The organism is Streptomyces sp. NPDC045955 (genome assembly GCF_056430805.1).
Map to the genome: position 1 here is coordinate 523,529 of NZ_JBWKKY010000003.1, position 12,861 is coordinate 536,389.

The window sequence follows — 12,861 nt, forward strand, 5'->3', positions numbered from 1 at the left end:
GGTCCCTTTCTCGGCGGCACAAGCGGCACACCTGGGCGGTTGGTGTCTCTTCCACCCTGGCCGGGCCGGTGGCGGATACCTATCGGGCGCGGGGCCCATTTGTGCCGGGGCGGGGCATCCACGCGGCCGCGTCGTGAGTGGTGCACGACCGGCGAAATGGGGGTCGGGCCCCATCGACGGGGCGATCGGGACCTGGCAGGCTCCTTGCAGGGGTTGTTTCCAGGGGTTTTCCGGGGTTTTCAGGGGTTTTCCGGGAGAGAGGCTGAGGGCGGTTGTCCTTGTTCTGGCGGATCTTCGCCCTCAACGCCGTCGTGCTGGGCACGGCCACGGCTCTGTTGCTGTGGGCCCCGGTGACCGTCTCCGTGCCCGTCCTGCTCACCGAGGCGATCATCCTCGTCGGGGGCCTGGTCGTCATGCTGGTCGCCAACGCCGCGCTCCTCAGGCTCGGCCTGGCCCCGCTGGGCCGGCTCACGAAGCTGATGACCACCGTGGACCTGCTGCGTCCCGGCCAGCGCCTGCCCGCATCCGGCGGCGGCGAGATCACCGAGGTCATCCGTACGTTCAACGCCATGCTGGAGCGGCTGGAGCACGAAAGGGCCACCAGCAGTGCCCGGGCCCTGCTGGCCCAGGAGTCCGAACGGCGCCGCATCGCCCAGGAACTCCACGACGAGGTCGGCCAGAGCATGACCGCGATCCTGCTGGAGCTCAAGCGGGCCTCGGACGAGGCACCGCCGCCGCTGCGCGAGCAGTTGCACGAGGCCCAGGAGATCACCCGGGAGAGCCTGGACGAGGTCCGCCGCCTGGCGCGCAGGCTGCGGCCCGGTGTGCTGGACGACCTGGGCCTGGTCAGCGCGCTGACCTCGCTCACCGAGGACTTCGCCACCCACACCGGGTTGCAGGTCACCCGTCGTTTCGATGCCGACCTGCCGGTCCTGGGGCCGGAGACGGAACTGGTCCTGTACCGCGTCGCCCAGGAGTCGATGACCAACGTCGCCCGGCACGCGGACGCCGCCCGGGTCACCGTCGCCCTGCACCACACCGACGACCGGGTGGTGCTGGCCGTCACCGACGACGGCTGCGGCGTCGAGGCCCCCCGAGAAGGCGCCGGCATCCGCGGCATGCGCGAGCGGGCCCTGCTCATCGGCGGCAGCCTCGAGATCACCCCGGCACCCGACACCGGCACCCGGGTCCAGCTCACCGCGCCCGTATCCAGGAAGCAGCCCTGACCATGCCCGAAGCGACCACGACGACCACGACGACCACGACGGCCATGACCGCAACGACCGCCACGTCGGGGACGAGTACGATCCGCATCCTGCTCGCCGACGACCACGCGCTGGTGCGCCGCGGCGTGCGGCTCATCCTCGACCGGGAACCGGACCTCGAAGTGGTCGCCGAGGCCGGGAACGGGGCCGAGGCCATCGAGATGGCCCGCACCCGCGAAGTCGACCTGGCCGTCCTGGACATCGCCATGCCGCGTCTGACCGGCCTCCAGGCCGCCCGTGAACTGGCCGGTCTCAAGCCGGGCCTGCGGATCATGATGCTCACGATGCACGACAACGAGCAGTACTTCTTCCAGGCCCTGAAGGCCGGCGCGAACGGCTACGTCCTGAAGTCCGTCGCCGACCGGGATCTGGTCGCCGCGTGCCGGGCCGCGATGCGGGACGAGCCCTTCCTGTATCCGGGCGCGGTCACCGCGCTGATCCGCAGTTACCTCGACCGGGCCCGCGAAGGCGAGGAGACGCCCGAGCAGATCCTCACGCCCCGCGAGGAAGAGGTCCTCAAGCTGGTGGCCGAGGGGCATTCGTCCAAGGAGATCGCCGATCTGCTGTTCATCAGCATCAAGACCGTCCAGCGGCACCGCGCCAACCTGCTCCAGAAACTCGGCCTGCGTGACCGTCTGGAACTCACGCGGTACGCGATCCGGGCCGGCTTGATCGAAGCCTGAGCCGCCGGCCCGCACCGCGCTCCACTCACCGCGCACCACCATGAAAGGGGACGGTGCATGCACCACACCGCGCGCACCGCCCCCGCCACCGGCGGAGCCCGGCCCCGCGTCACGTTCCTGGCGGCCGTCCTCCTGGCGCTGCTGGCCACTGTCGGCATCGCCGGTCCGCCGCCCGGCACGACGACCGAGCCCGTGGCCGCCGCGGTGGTAGCGGTCGACCGGCACCCGGGCAACGGGCCGTGTGCGGCCGTCGGGGCCAACGCGTCGTGTGCCGACGGCGGGTGTGAGGCTGTCTGCACCAACGCGTCGTGTGCCGACGACGGGTGTGAGGCTGTCTGCACCAACGCGTCGCGCGCCGACGGCGGATGCGACACCCTCCGCGCCGTCCGGGCGACAACCCGCCCGGACCCGCACAGCGAGAACCCCGCCCCACGCGGGCACCTCGCCACCCCCTGCACCCCCAGCACCGACGTCACATCACCTCTCGCGCTGCAACTCCCGGCACCGGCCGCGCACATCCCCTCCTCGGATCCCCACGCACTCCGTGACCGCGGGCGAGCGCCCCCTGTGTCCTCCGGCATCTGACACGCCCACCCCACCCCCTTTCCTCTCCTCGACAGCACCACGGCCACGCCCGCGTGGCCGTGGTCGCGCCTGCCGGAGGCCCCCGTTGAACCGTTCCGTGCGCGTGAGGGCGCTGCTCGCCCTCGCCGTGATCGCCCTCTCCCTCTCCATCGCCGTCACCGTGCCGGTCCGCCTCGGACTCGACCTGCGCGGTGGTACTCAGCTCGTGCTTCAGACCCGCTCCACGCCCACCACCGACGCCGGCCGTGAGGCCACCGACCGCACCCTGGAGGTGCTGCGCGGCCGTATCGACGGGCTGGGCGTCACCGAACCCACCCTCGTCCGCTCCGGTGAGAACCGGATCATCGTCGAACTGCCCGGCGTGCAGGACCCGAAGCGGGCGGCCGAGGTGCTGGGCCGTACCGCGCAGCTCACCTTCCACCCGGTGCTCGGCACCGCCGACCCCTCCACCGACGGCCCCAGCGCCGACCACCGCACCGACCGCCCCGACGAGGCCTCCCAGCCGCTGCCGAAGCAGCCGCCGCGGGAGCGCGTCCTGCCCGACGAGTCCGGCACGCTGCTGCGCCTCGGGGCCGCGGCGCTGACCGGCGAGGACGTCAAGGAGGCCGCCGCCCGATTCGACCAGCAGGGCGGAGCCGGATGGCATGTCACCGTCGGCTTCGAGGGGGACGGCCGCGCCGGCTGGGCCCGGCTGACCGGCGAGGCCGCCTGTCACCCGGCGGGCGACCCGGCGCGGCGGGTGGCCATCGTCCTCGACGACAAGGTCATCTCCTCGCCGCAGGTCGACCCGTCCGTCGCCTGCCGGACCGGCATCCGGGACGGGGCCACACAGATCACGGGCTCCTTCGCCCCGGAGGAAGCCCGTGAACTCTCCCTGCTCGTCAACGGCGGAGCCCTGCCCGTGCCCGTCGAGACCGTGGAGCAGCGCACCGTCGGCCCGACCCTGGGGGCGCAGGCCATCACCGCGAGCGCCTGGGCGGCGGCCGTCGGCACCGCGCTGACCTCGCTGTTCATCATCGGCGTCTACCGGCTGATGGGTGTCCTGGCCGCTGTCGGCCTGGTCTGCTACGGCCTCGTCTCCTACGCCGCCCTGGCCGCGCTCGGCGCCACCTTGACCCTGCCGGGCCTGGCCGGTTTCGTCCTGGCGATCGGCATGGCCGTGGACGCCAACGTGCTGGTCTTCGAACGGGCCCGCGAGGAGTACGCGGCACGCCGAGCGCAGGCACCGGACGCCGCGGGGCCCGCCCTCCGGGCGGACGACGGGGCTGCGCGGACACGCCCCAGTACCCGCTCGGCGCTGGCCGCCGGGTTCCGCGACGCCTTCAGCGCGATCGCCGACTCCAACATCACCACGCTGATCGCGGCCGCTCTGCTGTTCTTCCTCGCTTCCGGGCCGGTGCGCGGCTTCGGCGTCACCCTGGGCATCGGTGTGCTCGCCTCCATGTTCAGCGCGCTGGTGATCACCCGTGTGCTCGCCGAGGTCGCCGTGAGCCATCCCCGGGTACGCCGCCGCCCCGGCCTCACCGGCATCGCCGGCACCGGCACGGTCCGCGACCGACTCACCCGCCGCAACCCCCGGCTGATGCGCCAGCCAGGCCGCTGGCTGGCGGTGTCGGCCGCCGCCCTGGTCCTGGCCGGCTCGGGCATCGCGGTGCGCGGCATCGACCTCGGCGTGGAGTTCACCGGTGGCCGCCTGATCGAGTACGCCACCTCCAGCCCCGTCGACCCCGACCGGGTCCGCACCGCCCTGGCCGACGCCGGGTTCCCCCGGGCCGTCGTCCAGTCGTCCGGCGAAGCGGGCCTGACCGTGCGCACCGATCCGCTGACCAACGCCGAGGAGACGGAGGTCACCGGTGCCGTGCGCGATCTCGCGGGCGGGGCCGACAAGGTCCGTGACGAACTGGTCGGCCCCAGCCTGGGGGAGGAGCTGCGCCGGGGTGCCCTGATCGCGCTCGCCGTGGCTCTGGGCGCCCAGTTCGTCTACCTCGCGGCACGCTTCCGGTGGGTGTTCGGCACGGCGGCGGTCGTCGCCCTCGCCCACGACGTAGTGATCCTCGTCGGTGTCTTCGCCTGGCTCGGCAGGCCTGTCGACGGGGTGTTCCTGGCGGCCCTGCTCACCGTCATCGGCTACTCGGTCAACGACTCCGTGGTCCTCTTCGACCGCATCAGGGAACTCGCCCGCAGGACTCCCGAGGCGCCGCTGCCCGACCTCACCGACCGGGCCATCGTGCAGACACTGCCCCGGACGGTGAACACGGGTCTGGGCGCCGCGTTCATCCTCACCGCCCTCGCCGTGCTCGGCGGGTCCTCGCTCACCGACTTCGCCCTGGCCCTGCTGATCGGCCTCGTGGCCGGTACGTACTCCTCCGTCCTCACAGCCGCCCCGGTGGCGATCCGGCTCCACCACCGCACCCAGCCCCGGCAGCCGTCCGTCCGCACCTGACCCGGCCGGGGGACCGGACGCCGGTGAGGCGGGTGAGCCGTTTGACGCTCACCCGCCTTCCCCCGTCCGTCCGCGCCGCCGTGTCAGTGCGGCTGCCGCTCGCCGTGGTAGCGCTGGGCGAGCCGGGCGAGGGCGACCGCGCCGAGCAGGAGCCCGAAGTCGCGCAGCGCGATGTCGTAGTAGTCCGGGATGGTCAGCAGGTTGACGATGATGCCGGCCAGCCAGCCGGCCACCAGCCAGCCCCCGAAGCGCGGGGCGAGAGCGACGGCGAGACCGGCGACGATCTCGACGACACCGACGGCGTACATGGCGGCCTGGGCGCTGCCGGGCACGATGTCGTCGATCCACGGAGCGAGGTACGCGGGCCAGTCCACGAGCAGGTTGGTGAACTTGTCCAGCCCGAACAGGATCGGCGCCACGGTGAACCCGACGCGCAGGATGACGAACGCCTGGTAGCCGGGGTCGCCGAGCGCGGCCCGCCGGGACGCGACGGACGGGGAGGGGTGGGTTGCGGACGTCATGACGCACCGTTCCTTCTATCGACAACTTTCTCTAACAATAGAAGCGCGGGCGGCTTCTTTAGTCAATGCCCATGGGTTTTACACTGGTGTTCGTGGACCACCCGAAAGAAGCACCCCACCCGGACGTCTCCGCCGTCGCCGCCCTGGACGAGCCGACCCGCAGGCGTCTGTACGACCACGTCGTGCGCCAGCCGGGGCCGGTCAGCCGCGACGAGGCCGCCGCCGCTCTCGGCCTGGCGCGCCAGACCGCGGCCTTCCACCTGGACCGCCTGGCCGACGAGGCACTCCTCGACGTCGTCTACGAACGCCGCAGCGGCCGCACCGGCCCGGGAGCGGGCAGGCCGGCCAAGCTCTACAAGCGCTCCGCCAAGCAGGTCACCGTCAGCCTGCCCGAGCGGCATTACGAGCTGGCCGGCCGGCTCCTCGCCCAGGCCCTGGAGGAATCCGAGGCCACGGGCGAACCGGTCCGCGCCGTCCTGCACCGCACGGCCCACCGTCTCGGCGGCCGGCTCGCCGGACAGGGCGGCCCCGGAGTGTTCGACCTCCTGGAGCGGTACGGGTTCGAGCCCCGCCTAGACGGCGACGCCATCGTGCTGGGCAACTGCCCCTTCCACGCGCTCGCCCGCGAACACACCCAGACGGTGTGCGGCATGAACCTCCACCTGCTCCGGGGCGTCCTCGACGGGCTCGAGGACAGCAGTCTCCACGCCTGCCTGGCGCCCAGCCCCGGTCACTGCTGTGTCCGTCTGGAGCCGGCTTCCGCCCCGCCCGCGACCGCGAGTCCCTGACGCACCGCTCGCCGCCCGCCAGCCCCTTACCCCGTCATATGAGAGGCACGTCATGGAACTCGCCGGACCGATCAACAGCCACGCGTCGGGCACCGCCGACCTGCCCGCCCCCTCCGCGAGCATTCCCCGCCCGCAGACGGCGGCACCCGCCCCCACCCCCCTGCGCGTCGTCCACGACACCGACGGCATAGACCTGGCCGAAGCCGAACGCGCCGCCGCACGCTTCCTCGCCGCACTCGGCATCGACACCAGCACCGAGAGCCTGCACGGCACACCGGGCCGCATGGCCCGCGCCTACGCCGAACTGTTCAGCCCCCGCCCCTTCGACCTGACGACCTTCCCCAACGACGAGGGCTACGACGAACTCGTGCTGGCCCGCAGCATCCCGGTGCGCTCGGTGTGCGAGCACCATCTGCTGCCCTTCACCGGCACCGCCCACGTCGGCTATCTCCCCGGCCACCGCATCCTCGGCCTGTCCAAACTGGCCCGCGTGGTCGAGCACTTCGCCTGCCGGCCCCAGGTCCAGGAACGCCTGACCAAGCAGGTCGCCGACTGGCTCCAGGCCCATCTCGAACCCAAGGGCGTCGGCGTCGTCATCGAAGCCGAGCACAGCTGCATGACCCTGCGCGGCGTCCAGGCCATGGGCTCCAGCACGCTCACCTCCACCCTCCTCGGCACACTCCGCCACGACGCCCGCTCACGCGCCGAGTTCCTCTCCCTGACGGGGCTGCACTCCTGAAGCACGGTTCGACGACCCGGCGCAGAGGCGGCACGACGAGCCGGAGGTGTCCTCCGGACGGCTGACCGGCCTGATCTGAGCGGTGCTCGTCAGCTGTCGGCGGCCGAGGTGGCGGCCGTGACGAACGCGGCGGCCGCGGGCGACAGGCTGCCGCGGCGGCTGACAAGGGCGATGTCCAAGGTGGTCTCCGGCTCCATGTCCAGGACGCGGGCGCCCAGTCGCCGGGCGACGTCCCGCCAGGAATCCGTGACCACCGCGAGCCCGACCCCGGCCAGTACCAGGGGCATGAGCGACACGCGGTGCTCGGTCTCAACGGCGACGGTGAACTCGATGCCCTGCTCCCGCACGCCGTCGACGTAGGCGCGCATCCCGGTACCCGGCTGTCCGACGATCAGCCGCTGTCCCGCGAGCTCCCGCCACTCCACCGCCGTCCGATCAGCGAACGGGCCGTCGGCCGGCACCACCAGCACGAATCGCTGCCGCCCCAGCGCATGGAAGACGACCTCCTTGTCGGAGACCGGACCGGCAGACGCCAGGAGCCCCAACTCCACGGCACCCGTGCGCACCATGTCGATCACATCACGCGACGTGAACGCCGCCTTGATGGCCACCGAGACGCCGGGGTACCGGTGGCTGAAGGCACTCACCAAGGTCGTCAGTGGCTCCACCGCCTGCGACGGCATCGACGCGACATCCAGGCGCCCCGCACGCAGCTCATGCACCGCCGCGACACTGGCCCGCGCCGTCTCCAGACTCCGCACGGCCTCCCGGGCTGGCGCGATCAGAGCCCTTCCGGCTTCCGTCAGGACTGCCCTGCGCCCGATGCGATGGAACAGCTCGGAGCCGAGATCACGCTCCAGTGCCCGCACGGCCTGCGACAGCGACGGCTGCGACACGTACAGAGCCGCGGCCGCACGGTTGAACCCCCCACGATCGACGATCGCAAGGAAGTACTCCAGCTGCCGAACGTCCATACGCGCCCTCTGCCCCTTCAGGAAGTCAAGCGACGACTCAATCGGTCCCGGTCATGGTCGCGTGACGGATCGCTTCGACGTAGTACGAACCACCGGTGCTGACCGTAATCGTCAGGAACCCGGACGTACGCTCGTGGCCGTTCCGGTGCGGCGCGAGCGGGTCAGGACCAGCCGGCCGAGGACCGTGGCGCTCAGCCCCACCAGCATCGCCACATAGGCCCCGCCCAGCCCGTTGCCGGTGCCGAGACCGCCGTCGGCGGTGGCCGCGACCAGCCCGCCGAGGGCCATGCCGATCAGCCCCGCCACCATGGCCGCGCCGGCCACGAGCGAGGGACTGACGGAGCCGAGACGGCCGGCCGGACGAGCCAGGGCCAGCCCGGCGATGACAAGGCCGGCCAGTCCCAGCAGCGCGCCCGTGGCGGCTCCGAGACGCCCGAGACCGAAGGCGAAGACGTCGGCGGCGAACAGGTGGTGAGCAGACATCGAGATGCTCCTTCTCTTCCTGATGACGGGGGTGTCGCCCGAGCATGTCCGCCCGGACCGGCCCCCGTCGTCCGGCGGACGCGGACACTTCGCGCTGCCGCCGACGCCGCAGCGGCCTACCGCGAAAGCCGCAGGCGGCGCGCACGTACTGCGTGTGCGGTAGCCGGCCACTCGCCCGCGAGGCGGACTCGCCCGCGGCGGCGGCCGGTTAGGGTGCGCGCATGAGTGCAGGTGGGACCCGCGCACGGGCCCTTGTCGGAGACTGGGTCATCGCCGTGGGCGTGGCGGGGACGCTGCTGGTCACGGGAGTGTCCGGGCAGCCCTCGGCCACGGACCAGGACGTGCTCGGGTATGCGCTGCTGACCGTCGGCGGCCTGGCACTGGCCGCGCGCCGCCGCGCTCCGGTCGCCGTCCTGGCCGTCACCGGGCTGTGCGCGGTGGCGTATCAGGCGGCCGGCTTCGATGTGCCCGCCGTCGCCTACCTGTTCGCGGTGTACGCGGCCGTGCGGGCGGGACACCGGGTCGCCGCCGTCGCGGCGAGCCTGACCGTGCTGGCCGCTCTCCCGCTCGCGGCTCTCGCCTCCGGTCTTCATGACACGGGTGAGGCGTTCGCGCGGGCCCGGGGCGCCCTCGAAATCGCCTGGCTGATCGCCGCCGGCGCCGCGGGAGAGGCACTGCGGCAGGCCGAGCGGCGGGCGGACGAGGCCGAACGCACCCGGGAGGAGACCGCGCGACGGCGCGCCGACGAGGAACGGCTGCGCATCGCACGGGAACTGCACGATTCGCTGACCCATCAGATCTCCGTCATCAAGGTGCAGGCCGACGCGGCCGTCCATGTGGCCCGCAGACGAGGCGAAGAGGTGTCGGAGGCCCTGCTGGCGATCCGGGATGCGGGCCGCGAGGCGGCCCGGGAGCTGCGGGTGACGCTGGAAGCGCTGCGCGACGACGGCACGACCCCGCCGCGCGGCCTCGACGACGTGCCCGAACTGGTGGAACGAGCCGGCAGAACCGGCCTGAAGGCGACCCTGACGATCGAGGGGCAGCGGCACGACGTGCCGGCCGCGGTGGGCCGGACCGTCTACCGGATCGTTCAGGAGTCGCTGACCAACATCGCCCGGCACGCGGACGCCGGCACGGCCTCGGTCCGCATCGACTGCCGCCCGGACGCCCTCGCCCTCCGCATAGACGACGACGGCAAGGCCACACCCGCTCTCGCGCCGACGCCCGGCGTCGGGCTGCAGGGCATGCGCGAGCGCGTCACCGCCCTCGGCGGCCGGCTGCGGGCGGAGCCGCGCGGCGAGGGCGGCTTCACCGTCCAGGCCGAACTGCCCCTGGACGGGGCGTCATGATCCGCGTCCTGCTCGTCGACGACCAGCCGCTCATCCGCAGCGGATTCCGCGCGCTCCTCGACCTGGAGGACGACATCGAGGTGGTGGCGGAGGCCGCCGACGGCGGCGCGGGCCTGGAACTCGCCCGGGAGCACCTGCCCGATGTCGCGCTCGTCGACATCCAGATGCCCGTCGTCGACGGCATCGAGGCGACCCGGCGCATCGCCGCGGACCCGGCCCTGGCCGGGGTGCACGTCGTCATCCTGACCAACTACGGCCTCGACGAGTACGTGTTCGACGCGCTGCGCGCCGGTGCTGCCGGATTCCTGGTCAAGGACATCGTGCCGGAGGACTTCCTGCACGCCGTACGCGTGGCGGCGCGCGGCGACGCCCTGCTCGCCCCCTCGATCACCCGCAAGCTGATCAACCGGTACGTCACCCAGCCGCTCCCCAGCCACACCGGCTCGGCGCTGGAGGAGCTGACCGGCCGTGAACGAGAGGCTGTCGTGCTGGTCGCGCGGGGCCTGTCCAACGACGAGATCGCCGACCGCCTGGTGATCAGCCCCCTCACCGCGAAAACCCACATCAACCGGGCCATGACCAAGCTCCGCGTCCGTGACCGCGCCCAACTCGTGGTCCTCGCCTACGAGTCCGGCCTGGTGGCCCCACGCGACTGCTGACCCCTGCGGCCTTCATCGGGGTTCCTCGGCCCCTCCCACCCTCGGCGGGCTACTGTACGAACACGCCGCGCTGCTCTCGGTCAACCGAGGAGGAAACCTGTGTCATCGCCCTGCGACCCCGAGCACGCTCCCGCCGGCGACGTGGGCTCAGCACTCATGATGATCGATTCTCGGCTCAAAGCCGTCCACGACGGCAGGTCCGGGGCCGACGCCGAGCAACGAGCGCTGACCGAGCAGTTCGCCGCGTCCTTGGGCCCGCGCGGGGTCGACGACATCCTCGACGGCGCGTGCACGCTCATCTACATGTTCATGCAGTGGCTGCGGATGGCCTACGAGGATCACGGCAAGGACGTCATCGAGTGCGTGGTGCCCAACCTCGTGGCCACGATGCGCATGATGCCCAGGAGCGTCCGTCCCGAGGCCATCCCCACCATGGCCGGACTGCTCGTCGCGGCAGGCACCGGCCTGAGCCCCAGCCTGTGGCGCAAGCGGTACGGAAACTGGACCATGGACGAGATGAATCCCCTGGAGGCCACCGCCTTCCTCCTCGCGGAGCACATCAACCGGCTCACCGACGACCACGACTTCGCCACCCGCCTGATCACCGAGGCCCTGACCAGGGCAGACGAAGCCTGAGAAGTTCCAGCGCAGATCCCGTCGAACCGGGACCGCTCGACCTGGTAGGCGAACGAGGTCGGGTCGGCCAGCCGGGGCGACAGCGCGAAGGAGAGCTGCCAGGGGTCCGGGTTGCGGCCCCAGCGCCGTGCACGGTGGAGGGCAGCAGGGACTCGCCGATCTGGTACCGGGGGAAGGTCTCCTTCTCGACGAGGAGGACGCGGTGGCCGCGCAGGGCGACGGCCGCCGAGACGGTGGCACCGGTCGGGCCGCCGCCGAGCACGACGACATCGAAGTCCTGCGCGGGCTCGGGGGAACTCATCGGTCTTCCTTCGCCGTTCGCGCGGCGATCCAGGTGCGGATCGCCGACCCGGTCGTCTCCGCGTGTTCCCGCATCATCGTCAGATGGTCTCCGGGGACGTCCACGACGTCGTGCGCCGCGGGCCAGGACGTCCGCCAGTCGTCCGCGTCGGCGGAGGCCGCCATGGCGGGCGTGGGCCGTTGCGCGCGTACGAGGAGCGTGGGCGTGGCGACCGGTTCGGGGTCCCAGCCGAGGAAGATCCGGTTGTAGGCACCGATCGCCGCCAGGACACTGTCGTCGTCCCCGGCGACGAGGGGCTGTCCGGTGTCCTGTGAGGGGTGTTGCCGTGGCCGTGGGGCGGCCAGGGACAGCAGCCAGTCCTTGCCGCTGTTGTCCGGCGTGACGTGGTAGGTGTCCAGGAGCACCAGGCCCGCCGGTGCCCGGCCCCTGTTCTCCAGCTCGTGGGCCACCACGTGCGCCACGTTGCCGCCGGCCGACCGTCCTGCGATCACGAAGGGCCCGTCCCCGAAGTGCCGCAGCACGCTCTCGGCCTGCGTACGCGCCAGCGCGTCACGGTCCTGCGGCACGGCCGCACCGGTTCCGATCCCAGGATGCGGCAACTCCAGGATCTCCAGGACCTCCGGGGCGTCCTGGAAAGCGCGGTGGAAGCGAGGGAAGTCCCCGTCGTCCGACGCGAGCGACGGCCGGCCGCCTCGGCGTGGTTCCGTAACAGCTCGGGCACCGGTCGTATCAGCTCGTCACGCCTCATGTCTCCGCCTTCCGAACCCTTGCGCCGCAACGATGTTGAGGCCTATGCGAACGGGGCTACTCGTACGGTCCGCCGCAGTGGTACGGGCGGCAGCAAGGAGGTACCCCCATGGCCAGCAACGCAGCACACGTGACCACCGTCGAGAACCCTGTCCCCGCGCAGGAGCTCTCCGGGATCGTCGGCCACCGCTTCATCTACACCTACGCCAACGGCTGGCAGTACGAGATGTACGTGAAGAACCCGGCCACCATCGACTACCGGATCCACTCCGGCATGGTGGGCGGCCGCTGGGTCAAGGACCAGCGAGTCGACCTCGTCCAACTGGACGACGACCACTACAAGATCTCCTGGAACGAGCCCACCGGTACGTCGGTCTCCGTCAACGTCATGCCCGGCAAGCGCCGCCTGCACGGCGTGATCTTCTTCCCGCGCTGGGTGGAGGAACACGGCGAACGCACCGTCGTCTACCAGAACGACCATCTCGACGAGATGCGCAAGTACCGCGACGAGGGCCCGACCTATCCGGTCTACGTCGTCCCGGAATTCGCCAAGATCACCCTCTTCGAGTACGTCGGCCCCGACGATGACACGGTTATCTCCACGGCCCCCGGAGACCTCCCGCCTGGCTGGTCCGACCGCACCAACTGACCTGGGCCGACGCCGGTGAACACGGGGCGACCCCGGCAG

The 12,861-nt window shown here is 71.9% G+C and carries 14 protein-coding genes and 1 pseudogene; 10 read left to right on the plus strand and 5 right to left on the minus strand.

Translation table 11 applies throughout. The features are described 5' to 3' along the window. The first annotated feature begins 272 nt into the window (after positions 1-272). From AC07F0_RS08775 to secD, 4 genes are all read left to right on the plus strand, one after another. The gene (locus AC07F0_RS08775; RefSeq protein ID WP_478976070.1) at positions 273-1,226 is read left to right on the plus strand and encodes a HAMP domain-containing sensor histidine kinase; all 954 of its coding nucleotides are present in this window, start codon (positions 273-275) and stop codon (positions 1,224-1,226) included. Positions 1,227-1,270: 44 nt separating this feature from the next. Further along, positions 1,271-1,948: a response regulator gene (locus AC07F0_RS08780; protein ID WP_478976268.1), complete on the plus strand. Its 678-nt coding sequence runs from the start codon at positions 1,271-1,273 to the stop codon at positions 1,946-1,948. Between the two features lie 57 nt (positions 1,949-2,005). Beyond that, positions 2,006-2,533 (plus strand): hypothetical protein, encoded by a 528-nt coding sequence (locus AC07F0_RS08785; RefSeq protein ID WP_478976073.1) that lies wholly within the window; start codon positions 2,006-2,008, stop codon positions 2,531-2,533. 85 nt (positions 2,534-2,618) lie between these two features. Next, positions 2,619-4,976, plus strand: coding sequence for a protein translocase subunit SecD (secD, locus tag AC07F0_RS08790; protein ID WP_478976076.1), 2,358 nt, complete (start codon positions 2,619-2,621; stop codon positions 4,974-4,976). A gap of 83 nt (positions 4,977-5,059) precedes the next feature. Here secD and AC07F0_RS08795 read toward each other — a convergent pair whose 3' ends face one another. Next, positions 5,060-5,497 (minus strand): DoxX family membrane protein, encoded by a 438-nt coding sequence (locus AC07F0_RS08795; protein WP_478976079.1) that lies wholly within the window; start codon positions 5,495-5,497, stop codon positions 5,060-5,062. 86 nt (positions 5,498-5,583) lie between these two features. On the opposite strand from AC07F0_RS08795, the gene AC07F0_RS08800 reads away from it, so the two are divergent. After that, positions 5,584-6,285, plus strand: a complete 702-nt coding sequence (locus tag AC07F0_RS08800) for a helix-turn-helix transcriptional regulator (protein WP_478976271.1) — start codon at positions 5,584-5,586, stop codon at positions 6,283-6,285. A 52-nt stretch (positions 6,286-6,337) separates the two neighbouring features. After that, the gene (folE, locus tag AC07F0_RS08805; RefSeq protein ID WP_478976082.1) at positions 6,338-7,024 is read left to right on the plus strand and encodes a GTP cyclohydrolase I FolE; all 687 of its coding nucleotides are present in this window, start codon (positions 6,338-6,340) and stop codon (positions 7,022-7,024) included. 89 nt (positions 7,025-7,113) lie between these two features. On the opposite strand, the gene AC07F0_RS08810 is transcribed toward folE, so the two are convergent. Then, positions 7,114-7,998, minus strand: coding sequence for a LysR family transcriptional regulator (locus AC07F0_RS08810; RefSeq protein WP_478976085.1), 885 nt, complete (start codon positions 7,996-7,998; stop codon positions 7,114-7,116). Between the two features lie 111 nt (positions 7,999-8,109). Continuing rightward, entirely contained in the window at positions 8,110-8,481 is a 372-nt protein-coding gene (locus tag AC07F0_RS08815) for a DUF6223 family protein (protein WP_478976087.1), read from the minus strand. Between the two features lie 221 nt (positions 8,482-8,702). Between AC07F0_RS08815 and AC07F0_RS08820 the strand changes: the two genes are divergently transcribed. The 3 genes from AC07F0_RS08820 (at position 8,703) to AC07F0_RS08830 (ending at position 11,125) form a co-directional block, all read left to right on the plus strand. Next, positions 8,703-9,830 (plus strand): sensor histidine kinase, encoded by a 1,128-nt coding sequence (locus tag AC07F0_RS08820; protein WP_478976090.1) that lies wholly within the window; start codon positions 8,703-8,705, stop codon positions 9,828-9,830. Continuing rightward, a complete protein-coding gene (locus tag AC07F0_RS08825; RefSeq protein ID WP_478976092.1) occupies positions 9,827-10,489 on the plus strand; it encodes a response regulator in 663 nt (220 codons plus the stop codon). Before AC07F0_RS08820 ends, AC07F0_RS08825 begins: the two co-directional genes overlap by 4 nt. A 99-nt stretch (positions 10,490-10,588) precedes the next feature. Continuing rightward, positions 10,589-11,125 carry a hypothetical protein gene (locus AC07F0_RS08830; RefSeq protein WP_478976095.1) on the plus strand — a complete coding sequence of 179 codons (537 nt, stop codon included), beginning with the start codon at positions 10,589-10,591 and terminating at the stop codon, positions 11,123-11,125. Here AC07F0_RS08830 and AC07F0_RS08835 read toward each other — a convergent pair. Next, positions 11,091-11,426 carry a tryptophan 7-halogenase gene (locus AC07F0_RS08835; protein WP_478976098.1) on the minus strand — a complete coding sequence of 112 codons (336 nt, stop codon included), beginning with the start codon at positions 11,424-11,426 and terminating at the stop codon, positions 11,091-11,093. The two genes, AC07F0_RS08830 and AC07F0_RS08835, sit on opposite strands and share 35 nt — an antisense overlap. Continuing rightward, positions 11,423-12,070: pseudogene (locus tag AC07F0_RS08840) on the minus strand (thioesterase domain-containing protein); the annotation flags it as partial. The pseudogene AC07F0_RS08840 and the gene AC07F0_RS08835, both read right to left, overlap by 4 nt. Before the next feature lie 212 nt (positions 12,071-12,282). Here AC07F0_RS08840 and AC07F0_RS08845 point away from each other — a divergent pair. Then, positions 12,283-12,822, plus strand: coding sequence for a phenolic acid decarboxylase (locus AC07F0_RS08845; RefSeq protein WP_478976101.1), 540 nt, complete (start codon positions 12,283-12,285; stop codon positions 12,820-12,822). Positions 12,823-12,861: the final 39 nt, after the last annotated feature.